This is a genomic window from Saccharopolyspora terrae (assembly GCF_004348435.1).
GTDB lineage: Bacteria > Actinomycetota > Actinomycetes > Mycobacteriales > Pseudonocardiaceae > Saccharopolyspora > Saccharopolyspora endophytica.
In genome coordinates, this window is record NZ_SMKS01000097.1 from 1 (window position 1) to 15,472 (window position 15,472).

A 15,472-nucleotide genomic window follows, 5' to 3' on the forward strand; every position below is an offset into this window, starting at 1 on the left:
CGCCTGTGGGGTGTGGGACGCCTTCCCGGGGGCGGCTGTTAGAGGCCTGCTGCTGTTTTGAGGGCTTGGGAGCGGGTGGTGGATTCCCAGGGGAGGTCGACGTCCGTGCGGCCGAAGTGGCCGTAGGCGGCGGTGGCCGAGTAGAGGGGGCGCAGGAGGTCGAGGTCGCGGATGATGGCGGCCGGGCGGAGGTCGAAGACCTCGTTGATCGCCTGCTGGATCCGGTCGGGGTCGACGGTCTCGGTGCCGAAGGTCTCGATGAAAAGGCCGACCGGGGCGGCCTTGCCGATGGCGTAGGCGACCTGGACCTCGATGCGCTTGGCGAGTCCGGCGGCGACGACGTTCTTGGCCACCCACCGCGTCGCGTACGCCGCGGAGCGGTCGACCTTGGACGGGTCCTTGCCGGAGAAGGCGCCGCCGCCGTGGCGGGCCATGCCGCCGTAGGTGTCGACGATGATCTTCCGCCCGGTCAGGCCCGCGTCGCCCATCGGGCCGCCGACGACGAACCGGCCGGTGGGGTTGACCAGCAGCCGCGTGTCGGAGGTGCTCAGCGAGAGCGAGGAGATCTCCGGTTCCACGACGTGAGCCTTGATGTCGCCGACGAGCTGCCCGTCGAGGTCGATCTCCTCGGCGTGCTGGGTGGACAGCACGACGGTGTCCAGCCGCACGGCCTTCTCGCCGTCGTACTCGATGGTGACCTGGGTCTTGCCGTCGGGCCGCAGGTAGGGCAGCACGCCGTCCTTGCGGACGCGGGTGAGCCGGCGCGACAGCCGGTGGGCCAGCGCGATGGGCAGCGGCATGAGCTCGGGCGTGTCGTCGCAGGCGTAGCCGAACATCAGGCCCTGGTCGCCGGCGCCCTGCTGGGCGATCTCGTCGATGACGCCTTCGACGCGGGTCTCGTGCGCGGTGTCGACGCCCTGGGCGATGTCGGGCGACTGGGAGCCGATGGCGACGTTGACGCCGCAGGAGTTGCCGTCGAAGCCCTTGGCGGAGGAGTCGTAGCCGATCTCGAGGATCTTCTCCCGCACGATGGCGGGGATGTCGGCGTAGGCCTCGGTGGTGACCTCACCGGCCACGTGCACCTGCCCGGTGGTCACCATGGTCTCCACCGCGACGCGGGAGCGCGGGTCCTGCGCGAGCAGCGCGTCCAGGACGGAATCGCTGATCGCGTCGCAGATCTTGTCGGGATGACCTTCGGTCACCGACTCACTGGTGAACAACCGCTGCTGGCTCAACGACTCTCCTCTGGTGCTTGCGGCCTCGTTGCCGACAAACACTACTGGTCGGAGAGCCGCCGACCGACCGAGTCCCACAATGTGGACGCCAGCAGGGACTTGGCGCCGAAGGCGATGCGCTCCTCGGTCCCGTCGTCCCCGAGCAGCCAGCCGGAGTTGTCCTCGACCTCGAAGGCCATGCCCTCGCCGACGGCGTTGACCACGAGCATGTCGCAGCCCTTGCGCGCGAGCTTCGCCCGGCCGTGGTCGAGGACGGACGAGGTGGCGTCACCAGTCTCGGCGGCGAACCCGACGATCAGAGACGCCGAGAGCTTGCCGGCCGACCGCGCTTCGACGATCTCGGCGAGGATGTCGGGATTGCGGGCCAGCGCAACGGGTTCCGGATCCCGCTCGGTCTTCTTGATCTTGTGCTCGACCCGGTTGACCGGTTTGAAGTCGGCCACGGCGGCGGCCATGACGACCGCGTCGGCCCCGTCGGCCTCGGCGAGCATCACCGACCGCATCTCCTCGGCGGTCCCGACCTTGATCAGCCGCACTCCGGCAGGGGTGATCAGGTCAGCGGTGTGCGCGGCCACCAGCGTCACGTCGGCGCCGCGGTGCGCGGCGATGCGCGCCAACGCGTAGCCCTGCCTCCCGGAAGAGCGATTTCCCAGGTAGCGGACGGGGTCGAGCGATTCCCGCGTGCCACCGGCGGAGATGACCACCCGGCGCCCTTCCAGGTCCCACGGCAGCGCGGTGGACGAGGTCAGCAGCAGCCGGGCCAGGTCGACGATCTCGGCGGGGTCGGGCAGCCGCCCCTTGCCGGTGTCCTTGCCGGTGAGCCGACCGCTGTCGGGCTCGGCGACGATCACGCCGCGACTGCGCAGCGTCGCCACGTTGTGCTGCGTCGCCGGGTGCTCCCACATCTCGGTGTGCATCGCCGGGACCATCAGCACGGGGCAGCGCGCGGTCAGCAGGGTGTTGGTGAGCAGGTCGGGCGCCTGCCCGTTGGCCGCGCGGGCCAGCAGGTCAGCGGTGGCGGGGGCGACGACGACGAGGTCGGCTTCCTGTCCTAGGCGCACGTGCGGGACCTCGTGCACGTCCGAGAACACGCCGGTGACCACCGGCTGCCCGGACAGCGCTTCGAAGGTCGCGGCGCCGACGAAGTTCAGCGCGGCCTCGGTCGGCACGACGCGGACGCTGTGACCGGTCTCGGTCAGGCGCCGCAGAACCTCGCACGCCTTGTAGGCGGCGATGCCACCGCTGACGCCGAGGACCACCCGCGGGCGGTCCTCGGTCGGTTCAGAGGTCACTCGCCTTCGGTGTGCTCGAGCACGCCGGCGTGGATCTCGCGCAGCGCGATCGACAGCGGCTTCTCACGCGGGCCGGGCTCGACCAGCGGGCCGACGTACTCCAGCAGGCCTTCGCCGAGCTGGGCGTAGTAGTCGTTGATCTGCCGCGCGCGCTTGGCGGAGTAGATGGCCAGCGCGTACTTCGAGCTGACCTGCTCGAGCAGGTCGTCGATCGGCGGGTAGGTGATGCCCTCGACGGTGTTGGTCGACGGGCTGCTGTTGAGCGCAGCCAGCGCGCTAGGGGTGCTCACAGGTGTGGCTCCTGCTCAGTAGTAGGTCGCTCGGAGAACGGGAAGGGAGACGTCACTTCTCGTGGCCGAGTATCAATCGTACCAATTCGCTGGTCGCGGACTGCACGTCGGCGTTGACGACGGTCTCGTCGAACTCCGGTTCGGCTGCCAGCTCGTCCCGCGCGGCCGCCAGCCGCTTCTCGACGACGTCGGCGGGCTCGGTGCCGCGGCCGGTGAGCCGGTCGACCAGCTCGTCCCAGGACGGCGGCAGCAGCATGACCAGCTGCGCGTCCGGCCAGGCCTCGCGGACCTGGCGGGCGCCTTGGAGTTCGATCTCCAGCACGGCCGGCTTGCCCGCGGCGATCGCCTCTTGGACGGGCTTGCGGGGCGTCCCGTAGAAGTTGCCCGCGTAGCGGGCGTGCTCGAGCATCTCGCCGTCGGCGATCATCCGCTCGAACTCCGCGACGGAGACGAAGTGGTAGTGCACTCCGTCGACCTCACCGGGGCGCGGAGCCCTGGTGGTCGCGGACACGCTGAAGTACACCTCCGGAACCTGCCTGCGCACCTCGCTGAGCACGCTGGACTTGCCGACTCCAGAAGGCCCGGAAACGACGGTGAGCCGAGGCTCGCCCTGACGGACGATCCTCGGCTCAGCGCCGGTTTTTGCGTCGATCACTCGCCGCTGAACTCGGTGAGCAGCGCCTTGCGCTGCCGCTCGCCCAGCCCGCGCAGCCGACGGCTGTTGGCGATCTCCAGCCGCTCCATGATCTGCTGCGCACGGACCTTGCCGACGCCGGGAAGGGCCTCGAGCAGGGCGGAGACCTTCATCTTGCCCAAGACCTCGTCGTTGTCGGCGGTCTCCAGGACCTCCGCCAGCGTGGTTCCGCCTCGCTTGAGGCGCTCCTTGAGCTCAGCTCGGGCGCGACGGGCGGCAGCCGCCTTTTCCAGAGCTGCTGCCCGCTGCTCCTCAGTCAGCTGGGGAAGGGCCACCATGTCCTCCGTGATGTGGGGTTTCTCTTGATCGGTGCGGGCGACGGTACCGAGTCCCGAAAGGCGGTTGCCCACGGGGGTCCCGGTTTTGTGGAACGGATCAGTCCGCCCCACCGCCCTGGCCCTTGAAGTTCTACCCGTACAAGGCGTGCACGAGCACGGGGCCGCTGCAAGTCCTATCAACAAAGCCGCTGAAGTGCACTAATCTCAGCAAAACTTATCGGAATGTGTCCGATTTCCGCACAGTTGAGCCACGTGAGGGTTGTCTCCGCAGGTCACAACCGCGTTAAACGCCCCCCGAACGCACGTCGTTCGAGAGCCTGTTCTACGATGGAAGTTGATCTTGCTTTCTTCCACTCAGCGGAAAGGGCGGCCCCCGTGATGCGGTACCGAAGCACCCCGTGGCCCCGCCCGTCCAGACTCGGCAGGGCCAGAGCCTGACACCGTCGGCTCAGCCACCCGTGCCCCGCTGCGTTCGAGCCTGCCCCAGGAGGGGTTAACCCCTCCCTCGGCCTTGGTCACGTTCGCGTCCTCTGCGCAGCCGCATTCTGCACCCCGTCCCGGACTCGCTCGCCGACGCCTTCGCTGACCGCCTGACCGGCTTCTTCAACACCGCACGGCCCGCGCAGCCCGGCGGGGTCCTCCGAGCCTCCGTCAAGTGCTACGAGCGGGCCGCGCCACCTTGCGGGCGGCCGGGGCTCCAGCGCCCGCAGAGGCCTTCAGCAGGCCGCGCGCCGCCTGCGGAGGAGGTCAGCGGGCCCGCGGACCCATCGACGTCCTCAGCGAGCTCTTCCCGGACATGGCAGAGCCCCGGGCGCGCGGCCCGGGGCTCTGCTTCTGACTGCGGCGCTGTGACTCGCTACAGCGTTTTGACGAGGTCCTGCACGCGGCCGGCCATGCGCTGCCGGTCGATCGGCGCGATGGTCGTCCACCCTTCGTCGCTGCGGTGGCTGTTCTCGATCATGTACCAGCCCTTGGCGTTGGCGAAGAAGTTGGTGACCATCGGGGCCCGGTGCCGCTTGCCCTGCCCGTCCATGACGGCGTAGCCGACCTGCGCGTAGGCGTTGCGAGCGCCGCCGGCCATCTCGACCAGCGTCTTGGCCTCCTCGCGCCGGATCCCTTGCCGCACGAGCGCTTCGCCCATCTCGCGGTCGTTGCCCGCGGACTTGGCGGCGGCTTCCATCGCCGAGCTGCGCAGCGACACGCCCCGCCCGGGACCGGCCTTGACGTCGTCGGGCAGCACGCTCAGCAGCGCCCGCACCATCGAGTCGGCGGGCAGCGTCTGGACGGTCACGGCCTCTTCGGTGAGCACCGCGAGCGTCGCGTGCCCGCGGGTGCAGGCGACCATGCCCGCGACGATGCGCTGGGCGCCGTCGGGCGTTCGCTGCCGGAAGTTGATGTCGAAGGCCCGCTCGTAGCGCGTGAGCGGCAGCAGGGCCCCTTGGATGTCCTCTTCGCGCATCTCGTTGCCGAAACCGAGCGCCTGCAGCTCATCTCGCGCGCGGGCCTCGACCTGGCGCCGCTCGGTTTCGAGGATGCCTTCGGGCAGGACGTTGAGCACGAGCGGCTTGGTGCCGAGGTTGAAGTACTTCCACGCCTCGTGGAAGCCCTGCTTCGACAGCTCGATCTTCACCGGTTCTCCCCAGCCAGAAAGTGTGGACGGCACAGCCCCGAGAGCGTCCACGAATTGATCCGAGTTGTTCACTGATCCGTCCAGTTCTCAGCCGTTCGGAAGCCCATGACGCACGGCCGTCCCCCACAGTCCGAGCCCTGATCGTCCGCGTTCTCGCAAGAACCAGTGGGCGGCACCGAAGCGGTACCGCCCACTGGCCGATCTGCGTTGACGAGCGATTACCGCTGGTTGTCCCAGTCACCGAAGACCGGCGGGGCGACCTTCGGCAGGTCCTCGTCGAAGACGCCCTGGTCGCCGATCAGGTAGTCGGGAGTCTCGTGCTCGAGATCGTCCTCGCCTTCCTGACCCCGGCCGCGCGCACCCGCGCCCGCACCGGCACCCGCAGCACCACCGCGGCCACCGGCGCCTCCAGCGCCGCCGGCCCCGGCAGCTCCACCGAGACCACCCATGCCCGCACGACCACCGGCGCCCATCCCAGGACCACCGGCACCCGCACGACCACCGGCACCAGCACCCGAGCCGGCCCCCAGGCCACGACCCGCACCAGCGCCACCGCGGCCACCAGCACCCGGCCGCGCACCCGCGCCCGAACCCGGCACACCGGTGCGACCGGCGCCGAGACCAGGGGTGCCACCGGGAACGCCAGGCCCGTTCGGGACGCGACCAGCGCCACCGGGGTTCTGGTTCGAACCCGAGCCACCAGCAGGCGGAGTCGCCCAAGCAGCACCGGTACCCGCAGCACCACCGCCGTAAGCGCCACCGCCGTAGCTGCCGCCAGCCCCCGAGCCAGCACCGGCGAGGCTGCCGGAACCACCGGAGCCACCAGCCCATGCGCTGGAAGTGGACGACGGCGACGAAGAACCAACACCACCGACACCGGGGCCGGAGGAGCTGGACACCGAGGTGTCCGTAGCAACGCCTGCGGTCGGCGGCGGCGTGAACGTCGGTGTCCCGGCAACGAGGCTCTGCGACGACTCCTGGTAGGTGGTGAAGGCCTTGATGCCTTCCTGCCGGAGCTGCTCGTTGTGAGCCTTGGCGTCCTCAGCGTCCGTCGAGCCGGTCCAGAAGCTGTCCCAGCCCTCCTCGAACCATCCGTCGTCGGGAACGGCCTGCTCTTCACCCTTGGCCGGGATCGACGTCTGGACCTTGCTGAAGGCCTCGCCCTGCGAGGTCAACTGCTCGGACTGCACCTTGGCGTTGTCAGCGGTGACCTCGGTCCAGAGCACAACCGGCATGGCCTGGTTCTGCATGGCCTCGCCGGACTCGGACTGCATGACAGCCCCGACCTGCTTCAGCTTGTCTTCGATCCGCGTCTTCAGCTCGCGAAGGTACTGGTCCTCGCTGTTCCAGTTCTTCGACTGGTCATAGAGCCCTTCGGCTCCAGACCCGCCGTGCACCCACTTGCGCATCTGCTCAAGTTGCGCACCCTCGAAATCAGCAGGCTCAAGCTGACGTTCAGTCACCGCCTACCCCCTCAGGCATTTGGAAGGTTCTGCAGAGCAACCTCTGCGAACCGCTTCGTTAGGTCACAAGGAACGCTCTGGCCGTCCGACACCAGGGTGTTGAAGAACAGCTGTCCCTGATCGGAAACATCCACCGAGAGCAGGCAGCTCGTGTCGTCGCCGATTTGCGCTGCCGGGTATCCACCGATGTCGATCACCTGCACGTTCGTACGCGCATCGGCGAACTTGTGCATCGTCTCGGACTTGTCCGCCGACACGAACACCATGAAACCGCCGCCAGCCTCGCCCTTGAGGTGGTCACAGCCGGTCTTGCCGCTCGATTGGCTCGGCTCCTGCGGCTGGTCCGCTCCAAGCGAAGTTGCCTGGTCGGGCTTAACCAATGAGCACTGGTCGCTGACATCAAGCGACTTCGCTGGGCCCGTCCGAGGTGGATATGCCGAGGTGGTCTCCGAAGTCGGAGTCTCTGCCCCCGACGGCGTGGGCGCTGGCGCAGACCCCGCTCCACTGCCACACCCAGCCAGCACGACACTGGCAAGGACGGTGCTCAGTACGAGCCCATTACGCAACGTTTCCTCCTGGAGCGTTTATTCAGTGCCGAAGGCTGTCGGCAGAATCCTGGTCGTTGGTGCGGGTCTGCCGCGCAGAAGCATGGAGCTTGTTGCCGACGTCCTCGAGGTAGTCGGCGAGAGCGGTATAGGCATCCTTGTACGACTGCGCACCACCAGCGGCGACCTGGCCGTACGTCTTGGCCAACTGGGTGCTCACGTCGTCGGTGCCCGGCGCCTTGACCTGCGCGAGATAGTTGATCTCACGCACACGACCACGCAACGCCTTGGCCTCATCAAGGAAGAACGAAGCAGCTTCGTCGACCTTCTCCGGCTCGATGTACATCTTGCCGCCGGCGCCCTGCGCAGCCGCGAGCGCGGCGTTGTCCGCCATGCGGTCGACGGTCTCGCTGATCTGGCCCCAGATATTCGGAAACATCAGGCCGCGCCTCCCTCGCTGTTCACGCTGAACTCCCCTTGTCCAGGTGCCGTCGCGATGAGGGCGACGGACATCCACTTGCCAGCGTGGCAAACGTTAGCGCACGGGTCTACGCGCGTGTAGCGAAGTTGGGCAAAACAGGAACCGGCAACCGAGTGAAATGGATCTCAGATCGCCGCTAGGGGCTTCTCAATCAGTTGATCTTGTGTTCAAGCCCCTATCGACCCCTATCAACTTCATGATCACCCGCGAAAAGGGCTGACGAACCGGTCGTCCCGCAGCCCCTGCACGAAGGACGACCACGCCGGCTGCCCGAACATGAGGTGCTGACCAGCAGGATTCTTCGAGTCACGGGCGTGCACGGTGTCGCCCGCGAAGGCGACTTCAACGCAGTTCGCGTAGTTGCTGCTCCGAGTGCTCTTACGCCACTGAAGCGCATGCCGTTCCGGCGCAGTCACAATCCGCTCCTTGAGCTTTAAACGAGTTTGTCGGCGATGTCGTTCATGAGCGCAATTGAATCGTGGGTAGGCAACGCGGCCTCGTGCAACCGCCGAAGGGCTTCTCTCGTGGCAGCGACATGCTCGGGTTCTTCCAGGAACGCACTGCTACCGCGGTTCTCCAGAAGGACCAGGCTCGGATGCTGGTCGAAGTCGAAGAGGACGAATGGGCCGTCCAAACCAGGGTGCGCACCTGCGCGGGTTTCGACTACCCGGACCGTGATGTTGTCCTGCCTGGCTGCAGAGACAAGGTGGCGAATCTGCTGGTACATCACACCTGCGTCTCCCACCAGACGCTCAAGCGTGCTCTGTTCGATCAACGCCTCGAAGTACGGAGCATTAGCCCTGTTCAACACTGTCTGGCGGCTAAGACGCGAGGTGACCAACGTTTCGATCTCGGCGATGTTCAGATCAGGGTCTGTTCCACCGACGAGCGCCGACGCATACCCGGTTGTCTGCAACATCCCTGGTACGAGCGTCGTCTCGTAGTTGAAGATCGCCGACGCTTCCCGCTCGAATCTGGTCGTCTCTTCCCACATCGCAGGCAGCCGTCCCTCCTGCACACGCCACCAGTTGGGCATGGCCGCGTTCCGCACCAGGCTCAACAGCTCTTCCCGCCGCCGGGCCGGGACGCGGTAGAGACCGAGCAGCGCCGACACGTCATCGGCCTGCAACCCGCGCTGCCCGGACTCCATCCGAGACAGCTTGCTCATGGACATGCCAAGAGCCCCGGCAACCTCCTCAGCCCCGAGCCCGCTCCGCAGCCGAAGCTCCCGAAGCTCGCTCGACACCCGCCGAACCCGAACCGGCACACCCACACGACCGCTCATCAATCCTCCCGATCAAGACCAACAACGCGACCAAGATCGGCACTTGCCAAGCGGGCACGAAAGAGAAGACCCCCGGATTCAGCCACCAGGTACAAGGAGGCGAACCCAACAGTTCCACCAATCACTCCTGGTAGCGATCCACCCTTCCCTACGCTGTCGCCGCGTGAGGGACGACGTCGGGAGCCTGGTCGCCGAACCGCGCAAATGCGAAACCTACGACAACGTCGGCCAGCCCTACGGAATACACGCGTCGATCAGCTACGAGCACGACTTGCCCAACAACGCCGTCAGCAGGCTCCACGCGTTCAACCCGTCGGTGAACACCGCAGCCGCCGTGAAACGAGGCGAGCGCACCTAGCCAAAGACGGCGTTTAAACCACCAGCGCAGTCACCGCCATACCCACACCAAACCGCCGAAGCCGACTACGCCACCGACCAGCCAAAGCCAGAGCGACACCAACAGCAACAGCGGAACTAGACAGGAACCAACGAGGGAAACTACTGGTCAGCCATCACCCAACGCTTCGACATGGTCATTGTCACCAACGGCCGAATGAGTGAGCTGCACCGAACACGCCCTAGCCCGCCTCACACCCTGACAGTATGGCGCCCACTAGCACGCAACTGAGAGAGAGGCTATGACCGACCAGGGGTTCTACGGCGACTACGGCTCGATGCGCGCGTCCGAGGCTGAAATCACTGAAGCCCGAAACGCGCTTGGGTCTCACCTCTCAGACTTTCGCCATCGAGCATCACTGGACAGCGCCATCCCATCGATTTCCGGAGATAAGATCCCGGTATCGAGCGGGGGCCCAATGGGGCCAAACCTGGATGAGCTCGAAACCATGATGGCGCAGGTCGTCCGCGAGGCTTACAAGAACGCTGTCGATGCCGTGGACGAGTTCCTCAAAGAAACCCACAAGCGGCTGGACGATCTTTCGCACGACATTGCCGACTCCATCGCTGAGTACGAACGACGGGACGCAGAAGCCGCATCGGACCTTCCCAACGTACAGCCCCCGCGCTAAGCAACTGGAGCAAAAGGGACAAGAATGGCAAACCCACTTGAGATGGCCACACCGAGCTTCTGGAGCACTGTCCAGAACTTCGACAAGATCGTCGATGAACTCGGGGCCCCGGTGCGCAAGCTGGGAGACCAATTCCAGCTCATCGGGAAGGTCGACACAGCGAAGATCAAGAAGATCGCGCTTGAGGTGTGGGGCGAGGATGGCTCTCAAGTAGGCATCCGCGCCGATATCGCAAACACCCTGCAGAGCCTCGAAGAGTCGAGAAGCAAGATCTCTGAAGGCTGGAACGGCGAGGCATTCCGGTCTTTTGACGCCACGGTGAACAAAGCGAAGAGGTCCCTCGAAGACATCTCCGAGCCGTTGAAAACCCTCTCCACCGCTCTCAGCGATCTTGCCACCAAGTTTGATGAGACCGTCGGGGACATCATGACGACGCTGGCTGGGTTCGGTGGGCTTCTCTCGTCGTTGGGCGGCATCATCGCTGCGCTGATGGCCGCCCCTGATCCGACCGGGATCACGAAGTTGCTTGGCGTGGTGGTCGCCATCGTAGGCGCGATCGTCGCCGCAGTGGCCTACGCGGCTGCCCAGATCAAGGCTATCGAGGCACGTCAGAAGTCGGTCGATGCGTTGATCCATAAGTGCACGCTCACGATGCGAACCATTAAGAGCAACTGAGCTACACACCGGAGGTGGGCAAGCAAAGTCATGGATGTTGAAGATCGCGTCGCGCAAGCAATGAAGCAGCTAGAACGAAACGTCGAAAAGGCGGCTCGCAACCCAGAAGCCGTGTGGCACGGCAGCTTCTCCGCCACCTCACGCAACGTCACGGTATGGGTGGATGCGCTTGGTCGGACCGAGCGCTACCGGATCACCCCAAACAGCGTCGCGGAGGGTGACGAGCTTCAGTTGATCGAAGCTTTCAACGCTGCGACGAAGGAAGCACGTCGTAAGGCAGAGAACCTGGAATTCGACGGGGAACCAGCGGCGCACCACGATCAAGCTGTCAGTAGTCGACCGCCGCGACGAGGCGCTCCTGACTGGGACGACACCGATGAAGGGCATACGTCGTGGCTGCAGTGAGTACGTTCCGAACACGCGGAGTCTGGGTCGCGGTGTTCTGCGCTGGGACGGCGCTGGTTGCTTCAGCGTGTTCACAACCAGCCAAGGGGTACCGGGAAGACCCTGGAGCATGTTCGGTGCTCAAGGATCAGAGCGTCGTCGAGCAGCTCGGCCCGGAAGCGGTCGACGGCCCCAACACCGCCAAGACCGAGGACACTGCGAACACCCACTCGAGTACGTGCGAGTGGGAGTCACTGCATCCTCCAAATCTGGGGCCCCCGGCGAACGGGAAGATCACGGTGTCCATCCGCGTGTCGCTCAATGAGAATGGAGCCCCGGAGCCCCGAGCTGCCGAGGAAAAGTTCAGAATGGACGCGCGTGGAACTGAGAGCGCCGACAGTCCAGCCGATTCCGTAGGCGACCAGTCCCGGAACGCGTTCGAACCAGGACCAACACAGCCCGGGGTCCCGTCCGCCGGCCAAGTCGCAACAATCGACTTCGTCCGCGCCAACGCGTACGTCACCGTCGAATTCCGAGCTTGGGGCAGTGCGGGGCTCAGCAAGGCATACCTTCCCCAAGACGCCCAAGCGGAAGCAACCCGGCGGCTCGCGAACGAGGTATCCGACAAGCTCGGCGAGCCGCGGTGAGCCTCGTCCCGCTTCAAACGCGAGCCTCTGGCGTCAACATCAGCAACGGAACCGGATCCGAATGATGCTGCGGCCGGGCATAGATGGCCGGGAGCCCGGAGCGCTTTCCTCCGGGCTCCCGCAAATGTTCAATCCCACACGCTCGCGGCCGGAATTGAGCAACACGAGCCTCACGTCATGGAGGCACCGCCCAACAAGACCGCCGTCCCGGCCGGTCAACGATTCCCGCAGGGTCACCCGAGAAGTCCTGACCGCCCTGCCAGGTCAGGACGTGATCGTGTCGAGGAAGCGGTTGTAGCGGAGTCTCGTGGCTCGTTCGAGGCCCGCGAGGGCTCCGGCGGTGATCAAGGTGGCGTTCGCCCAGGTGGGGAGGTGGATCGGTGAGGTGAACGTGCCGACCTTCTCGGCGATGACCGGGCTGTGGGTGAGGGCCTCCACTCCCTGGAGGAGGTTCACCGCGAGTGCCACGACGAGGATGACCACCGCTGCTGCGCCGATGAGCGTGCTGGCGCGGGGAAAGCGCTGCCCGAACCTCGCGCGGAGGCCTTCCTGGGAGCGGGGGTGCGGGCGCAGTGCGCGCTCCACGCCGGTTTCGGAGACGAAGTGCATGCGCTTCAGGCCGAACGCGCTGGTGGCGACCTCGATGACACCGCCCGGCACCGGGAACGCCGTCGGCACGTTGGAGCGGGACATCTGCACGTCGTTCCGGTACAGCGCCGCCGGGGCTTTGCCCTCCCCGTTGTCGTGCTGCTTCCTCGTCTTCGCATCGGTGAGGTACCGGACGTCGACCGCGTAGGTGTGGCTGATGCCGTCGTGGTCGGCGAGTTCGAGGAAGAACAGTGAACGGGCGAACGGCTGCCAGAGGCGGTAATCGCGAAGCGGGCTCCCGTCGCCGGCTCTGACCTTGGCGAGCTGCCAACGCCTCGTGAGCTTGTTGACCATTCGCGTGCCTCTCGTCGTCGAACCATCCCCAGCGCTAGTCAAAGGCGTGCCCTCGGGGCAGGGTCAAGAGGCGCGGTGCCGCCGCGTCCGGCGAGGTGACGGCGTCATCTCGCTCGGGAAACACACCTGATCGCTCGACTTGTTCTGCGTGCGGGGCGTGACACAATCCGCACCATGAGTTACCAGCCACACGATCCCTACGACCGGAACGACCCCGGGCGGTACCCGTACGGGGACGACTACGGCGACCGACGCCCTCCGCGGCGTCCGGGGCAGATCGGGGACACCATCGCGCGAGTCGTGCGGATCGTGGTGTCGATCGTGGTGCTGGTGTTCGCGTTGCACGTGCTGTTCGTGGTGCTCGACGCGAACCAGGGCAACGGCTTCGTCTCGTTCATCTACACCCTCGCGCAGACCTTCGTGCTGGGCCTCGGTGACGTCTTCACCCCGGACGACGCCCTGCTCGGCGTGGTGCTCAACTACGCGCTGGCCGCGTTGATCTGGTTCATCGTCGGCCAGATCATCATCAAGATCATCCGCCGCTGAGCGCGGTGGGGTGGGCTCCGACAGCCCGGGCCGACCTTCCACGCAGGTCACAGGCGTCTCGTGCGGAGTTGTCGATCACGCGGTCTCGCGCTCCACCGGCAGCCACAGCGCGGCATCGGCCTCCGAACCGTCCTCCGACATCCGGGTGCGCAGGATCTCCGGCCCGGGGCGGCTCCGGTACGGGTTCGACGGGAACCACTCGGTGAACACGTCCCGCCACAGGTTCTGGATCGCTTCCGGCGCCGGGCCCGAGGTCGTGAACTCCGCCCAGGTCCCGGCTCGCACGGTCAGCGTGGCCATGCCTTCCGGAACCGGTGAGGAGGTGATCACGCCGTGGTAGTAGTCGAGTTCCGTGCCTTCGGCTCGGCTCGGGTCCAGGTCGTCGCAGACGGCGAGAACGCCGCTCGGTTCGCCGTCGGACAGCTGCTCCAGCTGCGCGTGGGTCCGCTCGCCCAGTCCGCGGACGAAGTCGATGATCGCCTGGTTCGGCCCCGAGTGCACCAGCGGCACCCGGGTTTTCGGCCCCACCACCGTGAACTCCGGCTTGTCCACGACCCGATATCGCATGCTGCTGCTCCCGTCGACGACGAGCCGGAAGCTCATCCGGGGCTGGGAGCTCAGCGAAGCACCCGTGCGCCGCGCCTCCGCCGGCCCGACACCGTGCATCGCGCGGAACGCCCGCGCGAAAGCCTCGCCGGAGCTGTAGCCGTAGCGCACCGCGATCTGCAGCAGAGGCTCGCGCCCGTCCAGCACCTCCGCTCCGGCCACGGTCAGCCGACGGCGCCTGATGTACTCCGACAGCGGCATCCCGGCCAGCGCCGAGAACATCCGCCGCAGGTGGTGCTCCGAGGTGGCCGCCACCCGCGCGAGCTCGCCTGCGTCGACGGAGCCGTCGAGCTGCCGCTCGATGCGCTCCATCGCGTGGTTGAGCCGTTCCAGCACGCTCGCCTCCGCAGTTCCGTCCCGTTGATTCAAGCAGGTCGGGCCCGTCATCCACCCGACAGAAGCTGCGCGGGAAATGTCGGGCGACCGAGTCCGGCAACGCCGCACGATGAGAGGCATGGACGACACGACCTTGGTATCCCGATTCCTCCGCGACGGCTTCGTCAAGCTCGAAGGCGCCGTCGCACCCCGCGTGGCAGCGGACTGCGCGCGGCTGCTGTGGCGGGAGACCGGCTGCGACCCGGACGATCCGAGGACGTGGACCCAACCCGTGCACTGGGTGGGCGGGCTGGCGCAGGGACCGTTCGCCGCAGCGCCCAACTCCCCTGCCCTGCACCACGCGTACGACCTGCTGGTCGGTTCCGGGCGCTGGGAACAGCGGTACTCGCTCGGCACCTTCCCGCTGCGCTTCCCGCACGAGGAAGAGCCGGATGACGCGGGCTGGCACATCGAGGGGAGCTACGAGGTGGAGGGCGAAACCTGGCCCTTCACCAATCTGCGCTCGCACGGCCGAGCGCTGCTGATGCTGTTCCTGTTCAGCGAGGTCGGGCAGGACGACGCGCCGACCCGGATCCGGGTCGGCTCCCACCTCGACGTGCCGAAGGTGCTCGAACCCTACGGCGAAGCGGGCGCAAGTGGCCTGGTCATGGCGCCGGACCTGGTGGCGGCGTCCGACCACCGACCGCTCGCCCTCGCCACCGGAGCGCCGGGCGACGTGTTCCTCTGCCATCCGTTCCTGGTGCACGCGGCTCAACCGCACCACGGTGCACATCCGCGCTTCATGGCCCAGCCTCCGCTGATGCCGGCTGCCCCGTGCGAACTGGAACGGGCCGATGGCGCGTACTCCCCCGTCGAGATCGCGATCCTCCGGGGCCTGGGACGTGAACCCGGTCGGCGGGCGCCGCGTGACGATCGCAGGGGTCAGCAAGCACGCTCCGAAGCGTCCTGACCACTTCGACCGGTGACCGACGCAGCAGCGAGGAGGGCGAGCTTCTCGGCGCTGTCCGTTCCGGGGTCGGGGTGGAAGATGACCAGGGCTTGGCCCGGGCTGCCTTCGACGCCGAGGCGTTCCCGGTTGAGCACCAGCTCCCCGACCTGCGGGTGGTCCACGCGCA

Annotated in this window: 21 protein-coding genes; 7 read left to right on the forward strand and 14 right to left on the reverse strand. The window is 66.7% G+C overall.

Annotated elements, in window-relative coordinates:
- Positions 1-38: 38 nt before the first annotated feature.
- The 11 genes from metK to E1181_RS29435 form a co-directional block, all read right to left on the reverse strand.
- Positions 39-1,220, reverse strand: coding sequence for a methionine adenosyltransferase (gene metK, locus E1181_RS29385; RefSeq protein WP_132679686.1), 1,182 nt, complete (start codon positions 1,218-1,220; stop codon positions 39-41).
- Between the two features lie 56 nt (positions 1,221-1,276).
- On the reverse strand, positions 1,277-2,527 hold the full coding sequence (gene coaBC / locus E1181_RS29390; RefSeq protein ID WP_132679671.1) for a bifunctional phosphopantothenoylcysteine decarboxylase/phosphopantothenate--cysteine ligase CoaBC: 1,251 nt from the start codon (positions 2,525-2,527) through the stop codon (positions 1,277-1,279).
- Positions 2,524-2,817, reverse strand: coding sequence for a DNA-directed RNA polymerase subunit omega (gene rpoZ / locus E1181_RS29395; RefSeq protein ID WP_132627363.1), 294 nt, complete (start codon positions 2,815-2,817; stop codon positions 2,524-2,526). The genes coaBC and rpoZ overlap by 4 nt, the downstream gene beginning before the upstream one ends.
- A gap of 52 nt (positions 2,818-2,869) precedes the next feature.
- The gene (gmk, locus tag E1181_RS29400) at positions 2,870-3,472 is read right to left on the reverse strand and encodes a guanylate kinase (protein ID WP_132679672.1); all 603 of its coding nucleotides are present in this window, start codon (positions 3,470-3,472) and stop codon (positions 2,870-2,872) included.
- Positions 3,469-3,786, reverse strand: a complete 318-nt coding sequence (mihF, locus tag E1181_RS29405; protein WP_093154362.1) for an integration host factor, actinobacterial type — start codon at positions 3,784-3,786, stop codon at positions 3,469-3,471. Before mihF ends, gmk begins: the two co-directional genes overlap by 4 nt.
- A gap of 859 nt (positions 3,787-4,645) precedes the next feature.
- Positions 4,646-5,419 (reverse strand): ESX secretion-associated protein EspG, encoded by a 774-nt coding sequence (locus E1181_RS29410; RefSeq protein ID WP_132679673.1) that lies wholly within the window; start codon positions 5,417-5,419, stop codon positions 4,646-4,648.
- Between the two features lie 218 nt (positions 5,420-5,637).
- Positions 5,638-6,828: a PPE domain-containing protein gene (locus E1181_RS29415; RefSeq protein WP_132679674.1), complete on the reverse strand. Its 1,191-nt coding sequence runs from the start codon at positions 6,826-6,828 to the stop codon at positions 5,638-5,640.
- A gap of 65 nt (positions 6,829-6,893) precedes the next feature.
- Complete coding sequence (locus E1181_RS29420) at positions 6,894-7,406, reverse strand: DUF3558 domain-containing protein (RefSeq protein WP_235877142.1); 513 nt, start codon at positions 7,404-7,406, stop codon at positions 6,894-6,896.
- Positions 7,407-7,470: 64 nt separating this feature from the next.
- On the reverse strand, positions 7,471-7,866 hold the full coding sequence (locus tag E1181_RS29425; RefSeq protein ID WP_132679675.1) for a PE domain-containing protein: 396 nt from the start codon (positions 7,864-7,866) through the stop codon (positions 7,471-7,473).
- Positions 7,867-8,108: 242 nt separating this feature from the next.
- Entirely contained in the window at positions 8,109-8,324 is a 216-nt protein-coding gene (locus E1181_RS29430) for a DUF397 domain-containing protein (RefSeq protein WP_132679676.1), read from the reverse strand.
- A gap of 17 nt (positions 8,325-8,341) precedes the next feature.
- Positions 8,342-9,193 (reverse strand): helix-turn-helix domain-containing protein, encoded by an 852-nt coding sequence (locus E1181_RS29435; RefSeq protein ID WP_132679677.1) that lies wholly within the window; start codon positions 9,191-9,193, stop codon positions 8,342-8,344.
- Between the two features lie 163 nt (positions 9,194-9,356).
- On the opposite strand from E1181_RS29435, the gene E1181_RS29440 reads away from it, so the two are divergent.
- The 5 genes from E1181_RS29440 (at position 9,357) to E1181_RS29460 (ending at position 11,927) form a co-directional block, all read left to right on the forward strand.
- Entirely contained in the window at positions 9,357-9,551 is a 195-nt protein-coding gene (locus E1181_RS29440; protein ID WP_132679678.1) for a hypothetical protein, read from the forward strand.
- Positions 9,552-9,831: 280 nt separating this feature from the next.
- Complete coding sequence (locus E1181_RS29445; RefSeq protein WP_132679679.1) at positions 9,832-10,221, forward strand: hypothetical protein; 390 nt, start codon at positions 9,832-9,834, stop codon at positions 10,219-10,221.
- 42 nt (positions 10,222-10,263) lie between these two features.
- Entirely contained in the window at positions 10,264-10,896 is a 633-nt protein-coding gene (locus E1181_RS29450; protein WP_165944788.1) for a WXG100 family type VII secretion target, read from the forward strand.
- Positions 10,897-10,926: 30 nt separating this feature from the next.
- Entirely contained in the window at positions 10,927-11,301 is a 375-nt protein-coding gene (locus tag E1181_RS29455) for a YbaB/EbfC family nucleoid-associated protein (protein WP_132679681.1), read from the forward strand.
- 116 nt (positions 11,302-11,417) lie between these two features.
- The gene (locus E1181_RS29460) at positions 11,418-11,927 is read left to right on the forward strand and encodes a hypothetical protein (protein ID WP_132679682.1); all 510 of its coding nucleotides are present in this window, start codon (positions 11,418-11,420) and stop codon (positions 11,925-11,927) included.
- A 264-nt stretch (positions 11,928-12,191) separates the two neighbouring features.
- On the opposite strand, the gene E1181_RS29465 is transcribed toward E1181_RS29460, so the two are convergent.
- The gene (locus E1181_RS29465; RefSeq protein ID WP_132679683.1) at positions 12,192-12,869 is read right to left on the reverse strand and encodes a hypothetical protein; all 678 of its coding nucleotides are present in this window, start codon (positions 12,867-12,869) and stop codon (positions 12,192-12,194) included.
- 174 nt (positions 12,870-13,043) lie between these two features.
- On the opposite strand from E1181_RS29465, the gene E1181_RS32390 reads away from it, so the two are divergent.
- Positions 13,044-13,415, forward strand: coding sequence for a hypothetical protein (locus E1181_RS32390; RefSeq protein ID WP_235877141.1), 372 nt, complete (start codon positions 13,044-13,046; stop codon positions 13,413-13,415).
- A 75-nt stretch (positions 13,416-13,490) separates the two neighbouring features.
- Here E1181_RS32390 and E1181_RS29475 read toward each other — a convergent pair whose 3' ends face one another.
- Entirely contained in the window at positions 13,491-14,357 is an 867-nt protein-coding gene (locus E1181_RS29475) for an AraC family transcriptional regulator (protein WP_132679684.1), read from the reverse strand.
- Between the two features lie 118 nt (positions 14,358-14,475).
- On the opposite strand from E1181_RS29475, the gene E1181_RS29480 reads away from it, so the two are divergent.
- Positions 14,476-15,306, forward strand: a complete 831-nt coding sequence (locus E1181_RS29480) for a phytanoyl-CoA dioxygenase family protein (RefSeq protein WP_132679685.1) — start codon at positions 14,476-14,478, stop codon at positions 15,304-15,306.
- On the opposite strand, the gene E1181_RS29485 is transcribed toward E1181_RS29480, so the two are convergent.
- Positions 15,279-15,472, reverse strand: a 194-nt coding sequence (locus E1181_RS29485; protein WP_456238803.1) for an MmyB family transcriptional regulator, incomplete at its 5' end; no start/stop codon positions are given. The genes E1181_RS29480 and E1181_RS29485 overlap by 28 nt on opposite strands.